Origin of the sequence: Pedobacter sp. (assembly GCF_045628745.1) — a bacterium.
GTDB lineage: Bacteria > Bacteroidota > Bacteroidia > Sphingobacteriales > Sphingobacteriaceae > Pedobacter.
Genome location: NZ_JAZQPU010000307.1, coordinates 1 through 22,852, shown reverse-complemented (window position 1 = coordinate 22,852; position 22,852 = coordinate 1). Strand labels below are relative to the sequence as shown.

General features: G+C 39.5%; 14 protein-coding genes. 8 read left to right on the top strand and 6 right to left on the bottom strand.

Annotated elements, in window-relative coordinates; translation table 11 throughout:
• The 3 genes from ACR2F7_RS11280 to ACR2F7_RS11270 form a co-directional block, all read right to left on the bottom strand.
• On the bottom strand, positions 1 to 227 hold a 227-nt coding region (locus tag ACR2F7_RS11280), incomplete at its 3' end, for a hypothetical protein (protein ID WP_432713666.1).
• Positions 217 to 1,008, bottom strand: coding sequence for a LytR/AlgR family response regulator transcription factor (locus ACR2F7_RS11275; RefSeq protein ID WP_432713665.1), 792 nt, complete (start codon positions 1,006 to 1,008; stop codon positions 217 to 219). The genes ACR2F7_RS11280 and ACR2F7_RS11275, both read right to left, overlap by 11 nt.
• A 20-nt stretch (positions 1,009 to 1,028) precedes the next feature.
• Complete coding sequence (locus ACR2F7_RS11270) at positions 1,029 to 2,153, bottom strand: CofH family radical SAM protein (RefSeq protein ID WP_432713664.1); 1,125 nt, start codon at positions 2,151 to 2,153, stop codon at positions 1,029 to 1,031.
• A 68-nt stretch (positions 2,154 to 2,221) separates the two neighbouring features.
• On the opposite strand from ACR2F7_RS11270, the gene ACR2F7_RS11265 reads away from it, so the two are divergent.
• The gene (locus ACR2F7_RS11265; protein WP_432713667.1) at positions 2,222 to 3,466 is read left to right on the top strand and encodes a M16 family metallopeptidase; all 1,245 of its coding nucleotides are present in this window, start codon (positions 2,222 to 2,224) and stop codon (positions 3,464 to 3,466) included.
• Positions 3,459 to 4,733 (top strand): M16 family metallopeptidase, encoded by a 1,275-nt coding sequence (locus ACR2F7_RS11260; protein ID WP_432713663.1) that lies wholly within the window; start codon positions 3,459 to 3,461, stop codon positions 4,731 to 4,733. The genes ACR2F7_RS11265 and ACR2F7_RS11260 overlap by 8 nt, the downstream gene beginning before the upstream one ends.
• 17 nt (positions 4,734 to 4,750) lie before the next feature.
• On the opposite strand, the gene ACR2F7_RS11255 is transcribed toward ACR2F7_RS11260, so the two are convergent.
• From ACR2F7_RS11255 to ACR2F7_RS11245, 3 genes are all read right to left on the bottom strand, one after another.
• The gene (locus ACR2F7_RS11255; RefSeq protein ID WP_432713662.1) at positions 4,751 to 6,643 is read right to left on the bottom strand and encodes a DUF3857 domain-containing protein; all 1,893 of its coding nucleotides are present in this window, start codon (positions 6,641 to 6,643) and stop codon (positions 4,751 to 4,753) included.
• Between the two features lies 1 nt (position 6,644).
• Complete coding sequence (locus tag ACR2F7_RS11250) at positions 6,645 to 8,666, bottom strand: DUF3857 domain-containing protein (protein ID WP_432713661.1); 2,022 nt, start codon at positions 8,664 to 8,666, stop codon at positions 6,645 to 6,647.
• 61 nt (positions 8,667 to 8,727) lie between these two features.
• The gene (locus ACR2F7_RS11245; protein ID WP_432713660.1) at positions 8,728 to 10,482 is read right to left on the bottom strand and encodes a PQQ-binding-like beta-propeller repeat protein; all 1,755 of its coding nucleotides are present in this window, start codon (positions 10,480 to 10,482) and stop codon (positions 8,728 to 8,730) included.
• A 283-nt stretch (positions 10,483 to 10,765) separates the two neighbouring features.
• Here ACR2F7_RS11245 and ACR2F7_RS11240 point away from each other — a divergent pair, with 283 nt between their 5' ends.
• The 6 genes from ACR2F7_RS11240 to ACR2F7_RS11215 form a co-directional block, all read left to right on the top strand.
• Entirely contained in the window at positions 10,766 to 11,224 is a 459-nt protein-coding gene (locus tag ACR2F7_RS11240) for a GNAT family N-acetyltransferase (protein ID WP_432713659.1), read from the top strand.
• Positions 11,225 to 11,366: 142 nt separating this feature from the next.
• Entirely contained in the window at positions 11,367 to 14,114 is a 2,748-nt protein-coding gene (locus ACR2F7_RS11235; RefSeq protein ID WP_432713658.1) for an alpha-d-galacturonidase, read from the top strand.
• Between the two features lie 5 nt (positions 14,115 to 14,119).
• Entirely contained in the window at positions 14,120 to 15,667 is a 1,548-nt protein-coding gene (locus ACR2F7_RS11230; protein ID WP_432713657.1) for an MGH1-like glycoside hydrolase domain-containing protein, read from the top strand.
• A gap of 29 nt (positions 15,668 to 15,696) precedes the next feature.
• Positions 15,697 to 17,274 carry a glycoside hydrolase family 28 protein gene (locus ACR2F7_RS11225; RefSeq protein ID WP_432713656.1) on the top strand — a complete coding sequence of 526 codons (1,578 nt, stop codon included), beginning with the start codon at positions 15,697 to 15,699 and terminating at the stop codon, positions 17,272 to 17,274.
• Between the two features lie 22 nt (positions 17,275 to 17,296).
• Positions 17,297 to 20,131, top strand: coding sequence for a glycosyl hydrolase family 95 catalytic domain-containing protein (locus ACR2F7_RS11220; protein WP_432713655.1), 2,835 nt, complete (start codon positions 17,297 to 17,299; stop codon positions 20,129 to 20,131).
• Positions 20,124 to 22,852: malectin domain-containing carbohydrate-binding protein (locus tag ACR2F7_RS11215; RefSeq protein ID WP_432713654.1), on the top strand; the 2,729-nt coding region annotated here is incomplete at its 3' end. The genes ACR2F7_RS11220 and ACR2F7_RS11215, both read left to right, overlap by 8 nt.

Sequence of the window (22,852 nt, the reverse complement as noted above, 5' to 3'; positions counted from 1 at the left end):
AAGTTTTCAAACCGTTTACCATCAAACCGGCTTACACCAGCATCAGTAGCAAACCATAGGTAATTCTGTTTATCCTGGAGGGAAAAAAAACAGTTGTTACTCGGCAAGCCATTTTGGGTTGTGTAATGTTGTATGAAGGTCGTCTGTGCAATGGTCTGCACATAGATAAACAGGCATAACAAGGTTAAGCAACAGGTAAGTAACCGAACCTTTAGTTTATTTATCACTCCGAAAGTTTGTATAAGTTTTGACTTTTTCAGCAAATTCGCTTGCTCTTCTACGGGAGACTGCAATTTTTACACCACTTTTTAAAATAACTTCAAGGCCATTTTTAGAGTTGTATTCTTTTAAATAATCAAGATTAATGATACTTGATTTATGTACACGAACAAATTTATTCTCCGGGAGAATCTCTTCATAGTCTTTAAGCACCTTTGCTACGGTAATCTTTTCTTTTCCGGCAAGGTAAAAGATGGAGTAATTGCTATCGGCTTCTATATTGATCACCTCATCAAAGTCTACGAGGGTATAACCACCTTGTCCATTTGGCAAACTCAGTTTACGAATTTCTGATCGATCAGCCATGTTTTCAGCCAGGTTGCTAAGCTGACTAGCCATTTGTTGTGCTGTAAACTTATTCAGCGCAATAAATTTAGCAGCCTTATCGACTGTGGCGCTAAGTTCATCAATATCTATAGGCTTCAATAAATAATCCAGTGCATTTGCTTTGATTGCCCTTAAAGCATATTGATCGTATGCGGTAATAAAAACAACTTGAGCGCGATGCTCCACAATTGCAGGAATTAATTCAAATCCGTTCTCCCCAGGCATAGCGATGTCCAGGAAGACCAGATCGATTTTATTTTCAGCAAGCAGGATACGCGCCTCGCTTACCGATTTCGCAATTCCGCTGATGTGTATGTTTTTACAATTTTCTTGAAGAAGAAAATATAAGGAAGAACGGGCAAACTCTTCATCATCAACAATAATGGCATTTAAAACCAGCATATAAATTTATTTATGCCAAGTTAATAATTGATAACCTGTTCTTCAAGGTGTTCGGGTAAATCACGGTAATTATATTTTTGCCCGCGTAATTGTGCTTCAAACCCAGCCTCCTTAATGGCATCCTGAATGCCTTTAGCGGTAAAGCGATGGGGAGCACCTGCAGCAGATACCACATTTTCTTCTATCATGATGGATCCAAAATCATTAGCTCCAGCATGAAGACATAATTGGGCAACTGCTTTACCTACAGTAAGCCATGATGCCTGAATATTTTTAATGTTAGGCAGCATTATCCTGCTCAAGGCTAACATGCGCACATATTCATCTCCTGAAACATTATTGCTGATACCGCGAAGTCTTTTCAATAAGGTACCATCGTCTTGAAAAGGCCATGGTATAAAGGCTAGAAAACCGTTGCTTTCTGCAGGTTTTTCACTTTGTACTTCTCTAATCCATACCAAATGTTCGAAACGCTCTTCAATGGTTTCCACGTGGCCAAACATCATTGTTGCCGAAGTGGTAATATCAAGCTGATGTGCTGCCCGCATAACATCTAACCATTCTTGTCCACCACATTTGCCTTTTGATATTAACCTTCTTACTCTATCATTCAGGATTTCTGCACCCGCCCCCGGTAATGAATCCATACCAGCGGCTTTTAAGGCAGCTAAAATTTCGGTATGAGATTTTCCTTCCAGCTTAGCAACGTGAGCAATCTCAGGTGGGCCTAAAGCGTGAAGCTTCAAATCCGGGTATAGTTGTTTGAGTTCTTTAAATAAATTAGCATAAAATTCCAATCCCAAATCAGGATGGTGACCTCCCTGCAATAAAAGCTGATCACCTCCTAAACGGAAGGTTTCTTCAATTTTTTGCTTATAGGTTTCTATATCAGTAATGTAACTATCTTCGTGGCCTGGTCTTCTAAAGAAATTGCAGAATTTACAATTCGCTATACATACGTTTGTGGTATTCACATTTCTATCTATCTGCCAGGTAACCTTCCCGCTTGGCACTTGTATTTTTCTTAATTCATTTGCTACATAGGCCAGCTCGGCAGTAGAGGCATGGTGATAGAGAGAAACACCTTCTTCTTTGGTTAAAAAGTCGAAATGCAGTGCCCTGTGTAATAGATCAGCAATGTTCATATTGCAAATATACCATAAGTTCTGTTCTTTTTAAATTCATATCTTTGCCACAATTATTTAAAGAAAATATGGTAGACTATAACCGTTTTACATTAGCTAACGGATTACGTGTTTTAGTGCACGAAGATGATACAACGCCGATGGCGGTATTGAATATTTTATATGATGTTGGCGCCAGAGATGAGGAGATGGATAAAACCGGTTTTGCCCATCTCTTTGAACACCTGATGTTCGGTGGTTCAGTTAACATTCCATCATACGATGAACCCTTGCAAAGGGTAGGGGGCGAGAACAATGCTTTTACAAGTAATGACATTACCAACTATTACATTACTTTACCCGCCGTTAACCTTGAAACTGCTTTCTGGTTAGAGAGTGACAGGATGTTAAACCTTGCCTTTTCTGAAAAAAGTTTAGAAACACAAAGAAATGTGGTTTGCGAAGAGTTCAAACAAAGATACCTTAACCAACCCTATGGCGATGTTTGGCTAAAGCTAAGACCCCTGGCTTATAAAAAACATCCTTATCAATGGGCAACTATTGGTCAGGATCTTAAGCAAATTGAAAATGCTAGCATGGAAGATGTGAAGGCCTTTTTCAAAAAACACTATAACCCTCAAAATGCCATTATGGTTGTTGGTGGCAATGTTAAAACCGAAGACATCAAGGTAATGGCAGAAAAATGGTTTGAACCTATCCCTGCTGGCCAAAAATACACAAGAAACTTACCTAAAGAGCCTGTGCAAACTGTTGCAAGACAGGAAACGGTAATTGCAAATGTTCCTTTAAATGCCATTTATATGGCTTTTAAAATGCCGGCAAGAAATCATGAGGCTTACCAAAGTTATGACCTTCTGTCTGATGTTTTGTCTCAGGGACAATCTTCCCGCTTATATAATACCCTTTTAAAGGAACAGAAATTGTTCAGTGATGTCCATGCTTACATTACCAGTAGCATTGATGAAGGTTTATTTGTTATTGAAGGTAAACTTGTAGAAGGCGTAAGTGTGGCTAGTGCTGAGGCTGCGATTTGGATAGAGCTTGAACGTATTAAAAATGAACTTGTTTCTATAAATGAAATGACTAAAGTTCAAAATAAATCAGAGTCAATCATGGTTTTTGCGGAGATGAGTCTGCTAGATAAAGCGATGAACCTTGCTTATTATGAGCTTTTGGGTGATGCGGATTTATTGAATACCGAAATTAACAGATACCTGGCTGTTACTGCAGAACAAATACAACAGGCTGCGCAAAAAACCTTCGTTAAAGAACAGTGTTCCACTTTATACTACTTAATTGCTAAAGATGCTTAATCGTACCCTCGTGCCTGATTCTATGCAGGTAAATGATATTAAATTCATAGCTCCCCAACAACAGCAACTTGATAATGGTATAAAAGTTTATACAATTAATGCTGGTAAACAAGCGCTGGTAAGGATAGAATTTATTTTCGACAATGTCAACTTCGATGCTACTAAACCATTACAGGCAGTTGCCGTTAACCACCTGATCAATAACGGAACGGCTACCTTATCTGCTAAAGACATTGCCGACAAGGTAGACTATTATGGTGCCTTTTTACAAACAGAATATGGTGCCGACCAAAGCAGCATTAAACTATATACGCTCAATAAACACCTGAAATCGGTTTTGCCGATTTTAAAATCTATACTGGATGACAGTGTTTTCCCTCAGCAAGAGGTGGATTTATTTATTCAAAACCAGAAACAATCATTACAGGTAAGCCTTGAAAAAAATGATTTTCTTGCCCGGAAGAATTTTGCACATGCCATTTTTGGAAACTCCAGTTATGGCTCCAACATCAGTTATGCTGATTATGATGCCTTACAGCAACAGGATCTTTTAACCTATTACAAGGCGGCATATCAGCCTGAAAATTGCACCCTCTTTGTTGCCGGCAAATTCGAGCAAACTGAGTTTGAACTGTTGAATACAGTTTTCGGTCAGCAATGGAATAATAAAGAAGTTTCCATCAAAAATAGCTTTGAATTCCAGGCATCTCCAAAAGGAGATATCTTTATTGAACGACCAGATGCCATCCAATCGGCTATTCGTATGGGGGCCTTGGGTATCAAAAGAACTCATGCAGATTTTGCATCTTTCCAGGTGTTGAATTGTTTACTGGGTGGTTATTTTGGTTCAAGATTAATGGCTAATATCCGCGAGGATAAAGGTTATACTTATGGTATAGGATCTGCAGTGGTTTCCATGAAAGATGCAGGATACTTTTTTATCGCTACAGAGGTAGGTGCTGATGTTTGTGGAAATACCTTAACTGAAATTGAAAAAGAAATAGATCGGTTAAAAACTGACCTGGTGCCTGATGGGGAACTTGATTTAGTGCGTAACTACATGTTAGGGTCTATGTTAGGTAGCTTAGAAAATGCATTCTCTCACGCCGATAAGTTTAAGAATATATTCTTCTCTGGCCTTGACTATGGCTATTATGCCCGTTATATTGAGACCGTAAAAACTATAGATGCGAACCATTTACGTGAACTGGCAAATCAGTATTTAAATACGGAAGATTTTGTCAAAGTTGTTGTTGGTAAGAAATAAGATATAGAGAATATTGGCTAATTTACTTTAGCCAATATTCCTTTTAATTTATCTGCCTGATAAACTTTTTTATAAAACTCAATGAGTTCATTGTATTTCTCCGGTGGATATTGCTTATTGTTCATCGTTTGTGTACGCTTGTAAACAATGACATTGTTTTGTACCTCTACCTTCATGTTGTAATTTCCAAATTCTGACACTATGGTCACTTCTTTAGGTAGGAATTCTACTTTCAAATTAGCTGGCAGGCTGTAAGAGATCTCATCTACATCGTGGTAACCGAAAGGTACGGTGAAATTGGTTTTACGTTCAGCTGCTTTTACAGGCACACTTTCTCTTCGGTTTAATAAGTTTAAAGTTATAAAGACCTTATCTGCTCCATGGGTAAACAATTGTGAAGACTTTGCACTTATCTTTTCATTGATCTCAGGTAGGTTTTTATCTGCCTGTATAAAACTAGCACTAATCAGTTCCATATTCGGAATTTCAAGCTCCTTAAGCACTGATTTACGCTGTTCTGAGGGCTCTTTAAGCGTAAGATAAATCATGTTTTCATATTGCGCATACCCATATTTTGCATCAATATTTATGGCAGCTGCACCTTTTTCATCTAAAGTAATATTGATATTCCTTTGTTGAAAATTATCTGCTGGACGATAGGCTGGGGTTCTTACAATTTTCCCACCTTCGGCAGTAACAAGTAAAACATTTTTATCCGAACAACCATAGGCAAGGTAACCCATTGGATTTACCTGCGATGTACATTCAAGCCAAACAGTATCTTTTTGTAAAGGTACCGCAAGAATCATGTGATTGGCTTGATTTAGGCTGGCAAATTTTTCATTCATAGAAGGCATATCGTAACCGATCACCACCAGATGAGCAGCTATTCCTGCTTCATTTAATAAAGCTTTCATGTAATTAGAAAGTGCTTTACAATCTCCATAATTAACGGTAGCTACTTTATTTGCATTGGTAGGTTTTAGACCACCAATCCCTAACTGCACACTGACATACCTGGTATTAGCTTGTAAAAACTTGTATAAAAGATTAATTTTTTGTTTTGGCGTACTTGCCTGTTGCATTAAACCAGCAACCTTTGTTTTGATAGCTTCGGGTAATATTTGAGGTTCACTGTTCAATTGATACATCCATGTGCCTACGTTTTTCCAGTTCTCCAGGTTTCCCTGTGAGTGGTCGTACTCGAAAGCATTAGGCGATAAATTCACCCAGGGCCTCACATTTCTTAACCCTGTGCTGTAAGGCTCATATTCCAGTGCCTCCAAATTTTCACAAGACCATTTGTAGGTGGTTTTATCTTTGATTTTTAACGAGTCTGTCAATAGCCCCTTGCTTTTTAAGTACTTGAAAGTCATGCCTTCAGGAATTTTAAAAGTATAGTCAGATTTTTCTACCGCGTAGCCAAAGGATTGTACTGGATACCAGGATGGGTAGCTGGTAATTCCTGTATAATCTTTAGTATAGCTATATTCAATAGTATAAGGAAAGCTGGCATTTAAAAAATCCAGTTGTTTCATTCTTCCATCTTCATAGATGGAGCCGTCAGATATTGCACTTTTATCTTTAAAGTCTGCGCTTTTATATTCTTTGATTTTAACCCCTTTGCCATCATACATCGTAGCCTTCAGGTTATAAATATTAGAAAATTGATTATAGTATTCAACCATAGAAGCGGCATCTTCACCATTTTTGTTCAGGATAGTCACTGCCGTTTGGTAGTTATAGGTGGCATTGCCTATGCTCTTCAGGTCATAGACTTGTTTTTCCATTCTGATGACTACAGCAGCATTAACTTTCAAAGCAGCAGGAATCTTGTCAACATCGTATTCGTGTTGTCCTTTAGTAAATATACTGGAAAGGAGGAGCAGCGGGAGAAGTAATTTTTTCAATCTAGATCTTTTTAAATACGATTTGCTGTGCTTGTTTTTCTATGATGTTTCTGAAAAGTTCCTTCAAACTGTGATAGTCGTCGGCAGAATAAAGTGATTTTCCAATGATGATTTTACTGCTGATGACGACCTTGTTATCCTCGGTTGAAAATAAATAAGTAAAGGATGCAGCATCTTCAGGTAACATCATTTTGCCATTGGCGGGTAATTTTTCCAGCTTGTAGTTTTTAGGAAATTCTATCAGTACTCTATAACTTTCTTCGAGGGGATAAGCAAAATCAACCGGAAAATTTCTTTCATCCAGTTTGAAAGGATTTTCTTTAGTCTGTTCAAACAAGATGGGACTGAGCATAATCAAATTTCCAGCTTCTTCTACTTTGTCTTCTATAACCACTTTCATGGTTTGCAATAGTAGTTCTTTTGGATCATTCAGGTTATCTATTTTAAAATTACTAATCTCCAGACCAGGCTTATCCTTTTTGTAATCTTTAAGGTAATCAGCTTCATTTGTAGCTGTTGAGAATTTATTTCTCATCTTCAGCCCGGCGTAACTGTTAAAAGATAAATATAGATCTCCACTAAGCTTATTGTCTTCAGTTAATACCAAATTATAATAAGTATTATTTTTACTTCTTTGCAGGCTTTCTAAAGAAATCCAGCTGGCATTTTTTGTGTCTGCATCGATTTTTAGACCCTGGTGATTAAGGTTTTGGTAAGCGATTAAATCAGGCATTAAAAACTTGTCCACTGCATCCAGTAAAATTGTTTTTCCATCTAAATCAACAGCGACAATAACGTTATTGAATTTTGTAAGTAAAGGGTGGCCAGGATGAGCACCATTTTCTCTAGTGCTCACTAACACAGCTGAAGCCGGAATTTTTGCTTCTCTAAGTAAGCTTAACAGGGTAAGATTTATATCTGCACTATTACCTGTTTTTTTCTCTAATACAGTTTTTACGTTGCTCACACTTGAATATTTTCCATATCTCTCATTCCATTTAACCATGTTTTTAACATAATCAAAGATTAGCAGGGTTTGCAATTCCGGATTAGTTTCTGTTTTTAATATAGATGGCAAGAGTGATTTGCTATAATTGCTTTTTATAAAAAATCTACCAAATTCTTCATCTTCCATTAACCCGTTTACTATTTTAGGCCATGTTGAACTAAAGTCTTTATATGTACTGCCAGGGAATTGAGTGCTGCTTAATTCGAATTCAATTTTAGATACGTAATCTTCCATTGTCGTAATGAAATTTTCATCCTTAATAGCAGGAATATTTGCAGCATTATACCTAAGGGAAAGAGCAGTTGCCTGAACGGTTTCTCCGCTACCTTTATCTGAGGGAACATAATAACTTTCTGAAACGTTTTCCCTTGCTATCTGAAAAATAGGAACAAAGCCGTTATTGGTCACTTTGTACCTGAAATATTCAGGAATTCTGACATGATACTCAGAATATAGCGTAGGAATCGAACTCTGGAAATACCAATCCCGCAAGTTATAAATGAAATCTGATTTGATCTTATATCGATACTCTACGATTGACCCTTCCTTTACATTCGGCAGCGTGATTTTTTTAATAGTCCAGTTTTTATCTTGTCTTTCTGTAAAGCGAGCGTCTTTAGCCAGTTTGCTGACTATTATTTTATCGTTTTCTAAATTATAGGTGGCAGCTTCAATAAACTCAAGTGACTCTTGTGAGTCATTACTGCCGCGATATAATTGAACATCATAATCTGCCAGGTCGTAGCCAGATTTATTAAGTACTTTATACCTTACGTGGCGTTCGTAAGTATAAACAAAACTGCCTGTTTTGGAACTCACTTCAAACCAACATTTTCCAATATCAAATAATTTAACGCCTCTTGCTGCAGAATCAGCTCCAGCAATTTTGGTTTCAAATTCCTGGAGATCTACTTTTCCAAATTTTACCGTTTTAAGAGCAGGGGCTGATTGTTGTGCAAAAACACAGCATGCATAACCCGTCAACACTAACGAGAAGATTAGCCTTTTTATCATAAAGAGAGCGTTAATTTTTTTACAATATTAACAAATAATAAACATTTACGAAATTAAAATATTAATTATTTAACAAAGTTATTTTGCCATCCATTGTGGCAACAAGTATTTTGTGTCTATTGATCACATTGACGGTATTCACCATGGCATTATCAATTTTGTGTGCCCAAATTTCTTTTTGAGTTAAAGGATCAAAAGCATAGACTACGCCATTTTTAGTTCCAAAAACTACTAATCCATCTTTAGCAATCAACATGGAAGGCACATGTTCATAGCCAAAATGGAGGTTTAAGCGCCATGCTATACCCGGGTCCGTGCGTTGCGTTTTATAGGCGACAACTTCATCATTCATGGTCTTGCCAAATATTAGCGTTTTATCTTCAGCAATACCTATGGATTCCCTTACAGTTGCTTCTTTGTTTCTCCATAAGGTTTTGCCATCAAGTACATCAATAGCAGTAAGCACACGATCTGGTGCAGCAATATAAACAACATCATTTACCGCAACAGGGGTTACCATCGCTGGAGAAAACATTCTATTTTCATTTCCGTTATTCCATTTCCAAAGCAGTTGACCGTCGTTTTTATTCAGGGCATAAAGATGTTTGCCCCAGGCGCCAAAAATCACTTTATCTTTATAAATCAGCGGGAGACCTACAATAGCGCCTTCTACCTGGTTAAATTCCCAGATTAAATTACCGTTTTTAACGTCCAATGCCCGGAAAGAGTTGTCACTTGCACCAATATACAGCCTGCCATTTTCTACCATGGCGGAGCCTAATACAGCAGCTTTGGCTGTATATTTCCAAAGTAGTTTACCTGTTTTGATTTCAAGGGCATAAATGTTACCATCTCCGGAGCCTAAAATGACCGTGCCTTTAACCATAACTGGTGAAGAATAAATAGCGCCCTGAGTTTTATAGGTCCATATCACCTTTCCATCATTTAAAGAAAGGGCCTCAATTTCACCAATTGCGTTACCTACCACAACAATTTTTCCATCTGTTGCTGGCGTAGAAATTACATTGGCTTTAGAATGATAAGTCCAGCGTTGCTTAACATTTGGGTAAGTGCTGTTAATGGCATAAGATGGGCGTTCATAGGCCTTTGTGTCATTATTTTTAAAAGTCTCTAAAGCAAACTTTCTCCAGGGATTTTCTATGGGCAATCCTGGTTTTTTAGTTGCAAAATAAACAGAATCCTTAGCCATGGTAACCACATTATATCCACCAAGGCTATCCTTTGCACGCAGGTTAGATCTTCCCATAGTACCTTGTACACCTTCAAAATCAAATGCTTTATTGGCATGTCCGTGTCCGCAAATTGCATATTGAATATTGTACTTTTTTATCCTGTCGGTAGCTTCGTACCAATTATCAAGGCTGTTATCAATAGGGTAGTGATTGATAAATACAACTGGCATATCTTTAGGTGTGTTTTTTAAAATATTATCTAGCCAAACAGTGGCATCTCTTGGAATATGTCCGTCTGACATCCGTACATAGGGTCCCGAAGCACAGGCAATAAAGCGGTATCCTTTATGGTCAAACGTGAATTTGTCGTCTCGAAAATTCCGGATAAAATCTACGCCGCCAGATTCTGACCAGCCGGTGTCATGGTTTCCAGGAATCAGGTAAACGGGTTTTGTTAAGGAAGAGAGAATTTCCTTCGCAAGTTTAATTTCTTTGAGGGTTCCCATTTCAGTAACATCACCAGTAAGCAGTATGAAATCCAGGTCTTTTTGTTGGTTGAGGTCAGCAACAGTTCTGCGTAAATCCTCCTCACCTGTACTGGAACCTACATGGGTATCTGTCACATATGCATATTTAAAGCTTTGGGCTGAGGCCGGGATAATGAATAGTAGAAGGAGGATGAAGGAGAGGTAGATGGGAGTCTTAAGTTGGTAGGTTTTCATTTGTATGTTTTTTATCTGTAATATGGTGTTAAGAACATATTCATCGCTTGCACGAGGCATCAGCAGATGATACTTTCATAGCTGTAAATATGCATTTAAAAAATTTTCGAAGACATTAATATGAATAAATTATTTATCATCTTTGCTAGAATGAAATGCTCTTACATCCATTTCTTAACGTCATATGTCATCAACTCCGGTCACCAACAGCGCTTTTGTTTTTAAAATTAATCCTGATCTTTCACAAATAGATTGGCCATATGTATGTGAGTTATTTGATAAAGTAAACTGGCGCACCCGTTTGCCAGAAGAAATTGAAAAAGCATTTAAATCTAGTACCTGGGCTATATTTGTTTTTCAGGATGAGCAATTGATTGCCTTTGGGCGTACGATAGATGATGGTCGTTATTATGCCATGTTAGGCGATATTGTAGTTGATCCTGATTTCCAGGGTAGGGGCTTGGGTAAAAAAATCGTCAGTCAGTTAAATGGACTTTTAGATAATTACCATTTCGTCACCCTCACCGCTGCACCTGGAAAGGATGCTTTTTACAAAAGCATGGGCTGGAAGAAACAATCTACGGCCTACATATGGCCACAAGGCCCAAAACAACTGCGCCAGCATACCGAAGTTGAGGAGTAAATAGGTCAATGCTAAGATCATATAGTAATTTGGAGAAATGTTACATGAAAGCAGGTGCACGTATTCCTATATTTGGAATTCGCAATGCTAACCAAATGTAATGTAGCCTAGAGTTTTTAGGCTTAATAACCTAAATCACTGTATGAGAATTAGTCGAATTTTTATATTCCTGGTATTTTTATGGCCATTTTTTTCAAGCGCCGCTTTAGTAGAACTACCTGTTAAATATACAATTGTAATTCCCGATGGGGCACATCAAAGACTTAAATTTGGTGCTGAAAGGCTTTCTAAAGCCCTAAGCCAATTAGGATATGCCCCTAAGATACTAGAGGGTAACGTGCTGCCTCGAAGCAGAAACATAATTGTGATTGCCAATGCCAAAGATCACATTGTGGCAAAGGCAGGTCTGGCTGAGCAGGTAAAACGTGACAGCATTCTTTTAGAGAAAGAAGCATTCTCAATTTTTTATAATCAAGCAAACCAATTAATGATTATAGGTTCTGATCCTTCAGGCGCCTTATATGGTTGCATGGAATTGCTGGAACAAATAAAGCTACAGGGGGCACTCCCTAAAGAAATAGCGATCACTGATCACCCTGAAATGGTGCTGCGAGGAACCTGCATAGGCCTGCAAAAGCCAGATTATCTTCCTGGACGTGATGTTTATGAGTATCCTTATACACCAGAATCCTTTCCCTGGTTTTATGATAAAGCACTGTGGTTAAATTACCTTGATTCCATGGTGGAAAATCGATACAACTCCCTCTATCTATGGAATGGACATCCTTTTTCATCTTTGGTAAGGTTAGCTGACTATCCTTATGCAGTGGAGGTTGATGAGGAAACTTTCAAAAAGAATGAGGAGATGTTCCGGTTTTTAACCGCTGAGGCAGATAAGCGGGGGATATGGGTCATTCAAATGTTCTACAATATTATCATTCCCAAGCCCTTTGCTGAACGTCATCATTTAAAAACACAAGACAGAAACAGGCCTATCATCCCTTTGATTGCTGATTATACCCGTAAGTCTATTGCTGCTTTTGTAGAGAAGTATCCTAATGTAGGTCTGCTGATAACTTTAGGCGAAGCGATGGAAGGTGCAGGTCAGGATGATGTAGACTGGTTTACCCAAACCATCATACCAGGTGTTAAAGATGGCCTTAAGGCTTCAGGTATCACCACAGAACCTCCACTTGTTTTACGTGCGCACGATACCGATGCACCAAGGGTGATGAAGGCTGCATTGCCAATGTATAAGAATCTTTATACTATGGCTAAATATAATGGGGAGGCACTCACTACTTATACCCCGAGGGGCAGCTGGGCAGAGCTCCACAGAAGCCTCAGTAAAAGCGGCACTGTTCATATCGAAAATGTACACATATTGGCTAACCTTGAACCTTTTCGTTATGGTTCAGCAGATTTTATACAGAAATCTGTAAAGGCTATGCATGAGGTATATGGGGCAAATGGCTTGCATTTGTATCCTCAGGCATCCTATTGGGACTGGCCTTATACGGCTGATAACGCAGAAGGACGTTTATTACAAATTAACCGTGATTGGATTTGGTATAAAGCCTGGGCCCGTTATTCCTGGAAGGCAAATCGGGAAAGGCCTAAGGAAATTGACTACTGGGGAACTTTACTAGCCGACAAGTTTGGTACAGATCTATCTGCCGGAAAAGCAATCCTTAACGCTTATGAAGAATCTGGAGAAATCTCGCCAAAGTTGCTCAGGCGCTATGGCATAACAGATGGAAACAGGCAAACCCTTACACTGGGCATGCTGATGACACAGTTGATTAATCCATTTCGCTATGGCTTATTTACTATGCTTTATGAATCTGAAGCTCCGGAAGGGGAGATGATCATCGAGTACGCAGAAAAAGAATGGAAAAAACAAGGTCATATTGGAGAAACACCTCTGCAGATCACTGAGGAAGTTATTGCTCACGGAAATAAAGCAGTGGCTTCCATTAACCTGGCTGCTGCATCGGTCACTAAAGATCAGGAAGAGTTCAGGAGGTTGAAAAATGACATGTATTGCTACGATGCCATGGCTAATTCCTATGCTGATAAAGTAAAAGCAGCGCTGTGGGTGTTAAGGTATAAATATTCTAATGATATCGCTGATTTAGAAAAGGCTATTCCTTTTCTACAGCGTAGCCTGCAGCACTATACAAAATTAGTGAAACTGACAGAAAATGATTACCGCTATGCCAACAGCATGCAAACTAAACAGCGTAAAATTCCAATGCGTGGTGTAGATAAAACCTATATCACCTGGAAAGAAATGTTGCCTGTCTACACGCTCGAACTTCAGCATTTTCAAAAGAGTATTGACTCACTTAAAGCCGCCGGAACGCAGCTTGCGGCCAAATTAGCTCCTTTTAAAACGGCAGAGGTACAGATTCATTCTAGTTTTGATGGCTATTATACGTTGGGAAAACAGGCTACTGTGTTTACAGATACCGTTAGTGCTATTCAAGAAATTACAGATCAGTTGCTAGGGTTAAAAGGACTAAAGTTCTCCAGAAACAAACAGGTGAAGGAAGGTAATACACTGAAATTTACAGCCAAAACACCTGTAAAATTATTGATAGGCTTCATCAATCAGAAAAACCCGGACTATCTTGCTGCACCACAGTTAGAAACTGATGCCAGTGCCAATAATTATGGGCAGGCAGAAATAAAGATTGCTAATGCCATCATCTGGAATGGAATGCCTGTAAATGTGCATGCTTATTCTTTTGACAAGGGTACCCATACCTTAAACCTTGGGAAGGGTATCTGTATGGTTCTAGGTTTTATTGACGACCTACAAGTGATGCGAATTTATAATGCTGGCCTTGATGGTCATGGAAAAGATATTGATTGGTTATTTGAATAAGGACAATGAAAGTAAACATTTTAAAAATAACAGTCGCTTTGCTGCTGTCAACAACAGCTTTGTACGCACAAGATCAAGCGCAGGGAAAACAGAAACTTAAACAATATGTTGTACACTTTAATTCTTTGGATCATGAAGCTGTAAAGAATGTTGTGCCAAATGCACAAGCTTACGAATGGCTGTCAGAAAACATTCCTTTGCTGGAATGCCCAGATGAGGTCATTGAAAAAAACTATTATTTCCGCTGGTGGTCTTTTCGTAAGCACTTAGTTAAAACGCCCGAAGGCCATATCTTTACCGAATTTATAGAACCTGTGAAACATGCCGGAAAATATAATTCCATAAGCTGTGCATTGGGGCATCATATCTATGAAGGCCGGTGGCTCAAAAACAAAACCTATTTACAGGAGTATATCAACTTCTGGCTTTATCATGCAGATAGCGGACAAACAAAGCCACGTTTTCACCAGTTTAGCAGCTGGGTTGATGATGCCGTCTACCAAAATTACCTCGTTAACCCCGATGTCGCTTATTTGAAAAGTATTGTGCCAGCGCTAGCGGCAGATTACGGGAAATGGGAAAATGAAAGGCAGGTAAAGTCTGGTCTTTTTTGGCAATACGATGTGAAAGATGGTATGGAAGAATCCGTAAGTGGATCCAGAAAAGACCAGAATAGACGCCCTACCATTAACAGTTATATGTATGGAAATGCTAAGGCTCTGGTCAATATAGCAGGCATCATCAAAAATGATACGCTTAAGCAGAGATTCAAATTGAAAGAAGATCAGCTGAAGAAGTTGGTCATCGACAGCTTGTGGGATCAGTCGGCCTATTTCTTTAAAACAAAACATCAAAAGGGTGAGTTATCGGATGCCCGCGAAGCCATTGGATTTATCCCCTGGAATTTTAACTTGCCTGAAGATAACAAATTGTATGCTAAAGCCTGGGATCAACTATTAGATACTGCTGGTTTTAAGGCTCCATGGGGGCTCACCACTGCAGAGAGAAGAACTCCTACCTTTAGAACCAGAGGCTCTGGTCATAGTTGTGAATGGGATGGTGCCTTATGGCCTTTTGCCAGCTCACAAACGTTAAAAGGACTCTCTAACTTATTGGTGAATTACAAAAATCACGGAAAGATGACAGCGGGTATTTTTTATGAGGAACTGCATCAATATGCACTTTCTCATCAAAAAAACGGTGAGTCTTATATTGGTGAATACCAGGATGAGAAAACCGGAGAATGGTTAAAAGGCGATAACCCAAGAAGTAGTTTTTATAACCACTCTACCTTCAATGATTTGGTTATTAACGACTTAATAGGGGTTAAACCTCGATTAGATAACGTATTTGAAATCTATCCGCTGATACCCAATGGTAAATGGGATTGGTTCCTTCTGGATCAACTTTCTTACCATGGCAAAATGATCACCATCCGTTGGGACAAAACCGGAAAGAAATACAACAAAGGTAAAGGTTTACGCATTTATGCTGATGGCAAAGAGATTTACCAGGGGCAAAAGCTTAAACCTGTAAAAGTGCCTTTTAATTAATCAACCGAACCTTATCATATTCAACACCAATGAAATTTCACAGCCTGACTAAGACGTTAATCATCAGTTTCTTGCTGATGTCGCTTTCTATCGCCGCCATTGCACAACCTTATTATAACGTAATGAAATATGGTGCTAAAAATGACAGCAGTAAACTAGCCACAAAAGCCATTAATGATGCCATTTTAGCCGCATCAAAAAAAGGTGGTGGTACTGTTTATTTCCCTGCCGGAAAATACCTGACAGGCTCCATTCATTTAAAAAGTAACATTACCTTATTTATAGATGCGGGTGCAGAACTTCATTTTAGTGATGATTTTGACCAGTACCTGCCGATGGTAAAAAGCAGGTATGAAGGTGTTGATGTAACTAGTTTTTCTCCATTGTTTTATGCTTATGAAGCGGAAAATATTTCCATCACCGGAAGAGGCATTATAGATGGGCATGGTAAAAAGTGGTGGGATTTTGTTGAGGGCTATAAAGAAGGGCAGCCGCGCTCTAAATGGCAAACTATTTTTGATGGCCTTAACAAGGATATCCTGTTGCCAGATGATCCTAAACAAATGAAACGTGGTTTTTTAAGGCCTCCTTTTATCCAGTTCATGTATTGCAAAAATATCCTGATTGAAGGCATCACCATTCGTAATTCCCCATTCTGGACCATAAATCCTGAGTTTTGTGATAATGTAACCATCAATGCGGTATCTATTTTCAACCCGCACTCCCCAAACACAGATGGTATCAACCCAGAATCTTGCAGTAATGTCCGGATTTCTAACAGCCATATCAGTGTAGGTGATGATTGTATTACCATTAAGTCGGGAAAAGATGCCCCAGGCAGAAAAATGGCCAGGCCGGCAGAAAACTATACCATCACCAATTGTACGATGTTATCAGGACATGGCGGTGTGGTAATTGGCAGCGAAATGTCAGGTGATGTGAGAAAAATCACCATTTCTAACTGCATTTTTGATGGCACAGACCGTGGCATCCGTATCAAGTCGGCACGTGGACGTGGTGGAATTGTAGAAGACATCAGGGTCGATAACATCATCATGAAAAATATTGGTCAGCAGGCAATTGTTTTAGACTTGCAATATGCCAAGACCGAAAAAGAGCCGATTTCAGAACGTACCCCACGATTTAGAAATATACATTTTAGCAATATCACAGGCCAGGTTAACCAGGCAGCTTATCTTAATGGGCTGGAAGAATTACCTATTGAAAACATCACTTTTAATGACATCAATCTCGACGCCAAAACAGGTTTTACCGTTTTAAATGCCAAGAGAATAGCCTTTCATAATGTTGAAGTGAATACGCAAATTGGGCCTTCTATAAAAGCTGGCCACGTCAGCCATTTAGTTATTGACGGCCTTCAAAATTTCACTCCTCTGGCTAATACTCCTGTGATCGAACTGAACAATGTTAAAGATGCTTTTATATACAATAGTTTCCCTGTTGCTGGTACAAATACATTTATTAACATTAGCGGCGAAGAAACTAAAAATATCAGCCTGGGAAATAATAATTTCAGAAATGTCAAAACTGCTGTTGCTCAATCTCCAGAAGTAAAAGAATTAGTGCAGGCAATTCCAGCAAACTAGTCCATCTTGTTAATTAAGGATAATGAATAATAATTTACCAAGTGTTATATTTATAAAGTCAGTTATAATTGTTGCCGCCTTCTTATTAATAGCGAACAATAGCCTTCATGCACAAAAGTACCAGCTTTGGTATAATCAACCTGCGGTTAACTGGACTGATGCCTTGCCCATCGGTAATGGCCGTTTAGGGGCTATGATTTTTGCTGGAGTTGATCAGGAGCATATCCAGTTTAATGAAGAAACATTGTGGACGGGAAAACCCCGTAATTACAACCATAAAGGGGCAGCCACTTACTTGCCAGCAATCCGGAGCTTATTATTTGAAGGTAAACAAAAGGAGGCAGAAGAATTGGCTGGTGCGAAATTTATGGGCTTACAGAGTATCCCTGGTGACCGGCAGGAATGGGTAAAGCGCATGCTTTCTAGTGCAACCATCAAGGGGAATCCAGCATTGGAATCCTATAATGATGAGTCATGGAAATCCATTCAGGTGCCTTCCTATGAAGGTTGGGAAACCGTTGGCCTTGCTAACTTAGATGGGGCAGTGTGGCTCAGAACAACCTTTGACGTAAAAGTGAGTTGGCTAACAAAAGACCTTGTGTTAGATTTAAACCGCATCCGCGATCAGGATTTCACCTACGTAAACGGAAAACTTGTCGGTAATACAGATGGAACAGCAGCGAGGAAATATATTATTCCTGCTAAGCTCCTTAAAAAAGGGAAAAACACAATTTCCATCCTGGTACTTAATTATTTCGATAAAGGCGGCATTGCTGGCTATAAGGATACTAGCCGAGCTATTGGAATTTACCCTGTAGGTGAAACCGTGGCCAATGGAATCTCCTTGGTCAAAGCCTGGAAGTATAAAATTCAGGATAATGATCCTCCAGCAGCCGCTCAATTTCAGGCAAGCTATCAGCCCTTTGGCGACCTCTTTTTAAAGTTTAAACACAATCCTGAGGAGGTAAAAAACTACAAAAGATCATTAGACCTTCAAACTGCAGTTTCCAGCACTTCTTATGCTGTAAATGGGGTTAAATATGTACGCGAATATTTCGCCAGTCAGCCGCACCAGGCAATGGTTACTCATCTTTCTGCAGACCGTAAAGGAAGCATCAGTTTTGAAGCTATATTATCAAGTCCTCATCAAAAAAGTATTTTAAAGAGAATTGACGATCATACCATTGCGATCAGTGTTCAAGTAAAAGATGGTGCTTTAAAAGGAGATAGCCAATTAAGGGCAATTCTTAAAAACGGCAAAATTAGTGTCGACAACAACAAAATCAGCATTACCAATGCAGATGAGGTAACGCTTTACCTTACTGCAGGTACAAACTTTAAGAATGACAATGACGTCAGTGTAGATCCTGCTGACATTTGCAATAAAGCTTTAAAAAAGTTAAACAAAGTAGCTTACCAACAAATAAAGCAAGAGCACATCAGCGAATACCAATCGTATTATAAAACTTTTGAAATAGATTTTGGAAAGGATGATCATGCTCATTTACCTACCGATATACGCCTTGATCGATTTGCTCATTCAAAAGATCCATCCTTTGTTGCGCTTTACCTGCAATATGGACGATACCTTTTAATTTCAAGCTCAAGACCCGGTACGCAACCCGCGAATTTACAAGGCATCTGGAATGATTTACTCACGCCTTCATGGGGTAGTAAATATACCACCAACATCAACCTTGAAATGAATTACTGGCCTGCAGACGTGCTTAACCTTTCTGCTATGAATGAGCCTTTATTTAAAAAGATCGAGGCATTATCTCTTCAAGGAAGCCAAACTGCTAAAACACATTATAATGCCAATGGCTGGGTACTTCATCACAATACAGATCTTTGGAATGCTACGGCACCCATTAATGCGGCCAACCATGGCATATGGGTTGGTGGTGGAGGCTGGTTAAGTCAGCACCTGTGGGAACATTATCTATTTACGCAGGATAGAGATTTCCTGAAAAATGAAGGTTATCCTTTAATGAAGAAAGCAGCAGAATTTTATGTAGATTTTCTGGTTAAAGATCCTAAAACAGGCTGGTTAATCAGCACGCCAGGCAACTCCCCAGAAAATGGTGGTTTGGTTGCTGGCGCTACCATGGACCACCAGATCATTAGAACGCTGTTCAAAAACTGTATTGCTGCAGCTGATCTGCTGGGTATTGACCAATCTTTTAAAGATATGCTTCTAGAAAAAGTGAAAAGAATTGCCCCTAATCAGATAGGTAAATATGGTCAGCTCCAGGAGTGGCTGCAAGATCTAGATGATACCACCAATAAACATAGGCATGTATCTCACTTATGGGGTGTACACCCTGGTAATGATATCACATGGGAACACCCTGAAATGATGAAGGCCGCTAGACAGTCTTTAATCTACCGTGGCGATGAAGGTACAGGCTGGAGTCTGGCATGGAAAATTAATTTCTGGGCAAGATTTAAAGAAGGCGATCACGCCATGAAAATGATCAGGATGTTAATCAGTCCTGTAGCAAAGGGTGGCGGTGCCTACCTTAATCTTTTTGATGCTCATCCACCTTTTCAGATTGATGGTAATTTTGGTGCTGCAGCAGGCATAGCAGAAATGATAGTGCAAAGTCATAGCAACCATATTGAAATCCTGCCTTCTTTACCTACAGCTCTTCCTTTTGGAAAGGTTAAAGGTATTGCTGCCCGTGGTGGCTTTGTGCTTAATATAAATTGGGACAAAGGGAAATTGGTAACACTTGATGTATTATCACGTGCTGGGGAAACATGTAACTTGCTTTATAATGGGCAAAAAATAACCTTTAAAACCGAAAAGGGACAGACTTATAGGTTCAATGGAAATTTAGAACGTAATGATTAAAAAGATAACCTTATTAGCATTGGTATGTGTTCTTTTCTTGACTCAGCTGAGTGCTCAGGAAGTAACACGGAAAAGCATATCACTGAATGAAAGTTGGCAAAGCATAGCTGCCGAAACTATAGATGCGCATCAGGGTTTTGAAGGCATTGCCTATAATGACAAAAGCTGGAAGAAGGTAAACGTTCCCCATAATTGGGATCAATATGAAGGTTACCGCCGAATGATTCATGGCAACCTCCACGGTTATGCCTGGTACCGTAAAACATTCTCAACTTCTGAAAAGCCGCAAGGCAAACGGTTTTTTCTTTATTTTGAAGGGGTAGGCTCTTATGCAACTATTTGGCTGAATGGTAAAAAAGTGGGTTTTCATGCCGGCGGAAGAACTACCTTTACCTTAGATATCACTGATCACATTAAATTAAACAAACAGCCTAATATCTTAGCTGTGCGTGCAGATCATCCTGCAAATATTCAGGATCTGCCATGGGTAGATGGTGGCTGTTCTACAGAGCGTGGGTTTTCTGAAGGCTCACAGCCCATGGGCATCTTCCGACCTGTACATTTGGTCATCACCAATGAGGTAAGAATTGAACCTTTTGGTCTTCATGTATGGAACGACAATAAAATCTCAGTAAAGGCGGCCCGTTTACAAATGGAAACGACTTTTAAAAACTACAGTAAGCAAATGAAAAACATTACTGTAGTCAACCAGCTGATCAATCGCGATGGTCAAAAAATTCACGAAGTAAGTAGTCAACTTAAGGTAACCGCAGGACAAACTGTTAAAATTCCTCAACAGACCAGTACTTTAAAAAATCCCCGGTTATGGTCATTAGAGGATCCTTATTTATACCAGGTAAAAACGCTTCTTTTAGAAAAGGGGAAAGTAATCGACGAATTGAGTACGCCTTATGGCATCCGATGGATCAGCTGGCCCATAGGCCAATCAGAAAACGACAAACAATTCCTGTTAAATGGCAAACCTGTTTTTATCAATGGAATTGCAGAATACGAACATCTTTTAGGGCAAAGTCATGCTTTTAGTGCTGAGCAAATCAAAACGCGTGTCAAACTTATTAAAGCGGGTGGCTTTAATGCCTTTCGTGATGCTCATCAGCCTCATAACCTGGCTTACCAAACCTATTGGGACAATTTAGGAATCCTTTCATGGACACAAATGGCAGCGCATATCTGGTACGATACGCCTGCTTTCAGAGATAACTTTAAATCCTTACTTAAAGACTGGGTCATTGAGCGTCGAAACAGTCCTTCTGTTGTTTTATGGGGACTAGAAAATGAAAGCACCTTGCCAGAAGAATTTGCCAGGGAATGCACGGAGCTGATCCGCCAGCTTGATCCAACGGCATCATCACAACGTAAAGTCACCACCTGTAACGGGGGCAAAGGAACTGATTGGGATGTTCCTCAAAACTGGACAGGAACTTATGGTGGCAATCCATTAACTTATGCTGATGATATTCAGCGGCAGGTATTAATAGGTGAATATGGTGCCTGGAGAACATTGGACTTGCATACCGAAGGTGGGTTTATTCAAAATGGCAGCAGCAGCGAAAACAACATGACCCAGCTGATGGAAACGAAGGTGCGGCTGGCAGAATCAGTAAAGGATAAAACCGCAGGCCATTTTTTCTGGCTTTTTAATTCTCATGATAACCCAGGTAGAGTTCAGGGTGGCGAGGGGCTGAGGGAATTAGACCGGGTAGGCCCCGTCAATTACAAAGGTTTGTTTACCCCATGGGAAGAACCCGCTGATGTATTTTACATGTTCCGTTCAAATTATGCACCCAAGGAAACGGAACCTATGTTGTATTTGGTTTCTCATACCTGGGCAAACAGGTGGTTGGCGCCGGGTTTGAAAGACAGCATTACCGTCTATTCCAATTGTGATGAAGTTGAACTCTTTAACGATGTAAGTAAATCCTCATTGGGCAAAAGAACGCGTAATGGTATCGGTACTCATTTTCAATGGGATGGCGTCGATATCAGATATAACGTTTTATATGCAGTGGGTTATGTCAATGGAAAAGCAGTCGCAAAAGACTATATTGTTTTAAATAACCTGCCTCAATCCCCAAATTTCAATGCTTTTCATGCAGATGCAACAAACCTTACAGCGGCAGTAAAAAACTATCACTATGTATACAGGTTAAACTGTGGTGGACCAGACTATGTAGATGAAAATGGAGCCTTATGGTCGGCAGACCGTCAGTTAAGCAGTCCCCAGCATTTTGGTTCCACCTCCTGGACTGCTGCCTTCCCCGGTGTGCCGTCATTTTTTGCCAGTCAGCGGCGAACCAGTGATCCTATCAAAGGTACAAGGGACTGGACGTTATTTCAAACTTTCAGGTATGGTCGTGATCAATTAGCTTTTCATTTTCCAGTGCCTGATGGGGACTATCAAGTGGAACTTTATTTCAATGAACCCTGGTTAGGTACAGGTGGTGGAATGGATGCAACAGGCATGCGTTTATTTGATGTAGCCATCAATGGTGAAACCCTTATCAAAGATTTGGATATTTGGAAAGAGGCCGGACATGATGGTGCTTTAAAGAAAACCATTAAAGCTCAGGTAAAAGGCGGACAGCTGGTCATTTCTTTTCCCCAGGTAAAATCTGGTCAGGCCTTAATTTCTGCTATTGCCATTGCCAGTTTAAAGCAGCACATAAAGCCTGCGCCAGCAAGCAAGGGCATTGCTTCAAC

Bases quoted from the DNA above. Each gene is read 5' to 3' on its own strand.
- ACR2F7_RS11270 (WP_432713664.1), bottom strand. From the start codon at position 2,153: ATGAACATTGCTGATCTATTACACAGGGCACTGCATTTCGACTTTTTA.
- ACR2F7_RS11275 (WP_432713665.1), bottom strand. From the start codon at position 1,008: ATGCTGGTTTTAAATGCCATTATTGTTGATGATGAAGAGTTTGCCCGT.
- ACR2F7_RS11250 (WP_432713661.1), bottom strand. From the start codon at position 8,666: ATGATAAAAAGGCTAATCTTCTCGTTAGTGTTGACGGGTTATGCATGC.
- ACR2F7_RS11225 (WP_432713656.1), top strand. From the start codon at position 15,697: ATGAAATTTCACAGCCTGACTAAGACGTTAATCATCAGTTTCTTGCTG.
- ACR2F7_RS11260 (WP_432713663.1), top strand. From the start codon at position 3,459: ATGCTTAATCGTACCCTCGTGCCTGATTCTATGCAGGTAAATGATATT.
- ACR2F7_RS11265 (WP_432713667.1), top strand. From the start codon at position 2,222: ATGGTAGACTATAACCGTTTTACATTAGCTAACGGATTACGTGTTTTA.
- ACR2F7_RS11220 (WP_432713655.1), top strand. From the start codon at position 17,297: ATGAATAATAATTTACCAAGTGTTATATTTATAAAGTCAGTTATAATT.
- ACR2F7_RS11235 (WP_432713658.1), top strand. From the start codon at position 11,367: ATGAGAATTAGTCGAATTTTTATATTCCTGGTATTTTTATGGCCATTT.
- ACR2F7_RS11230 (WP_432713657.1), top strand. From the start codon at position 14,120: ATGAAAGTAAACATTTTAAAAATAACAGTCGCTTTGCTGCTGTCAACA.
- ACR2F7_RS11240 (WP_432713659.1), top strand. From the start codon at position 10,766: ATGTCATCAACTCCGGTCACCAACAGCGCTTTTGTTTTTAAAATTAAT.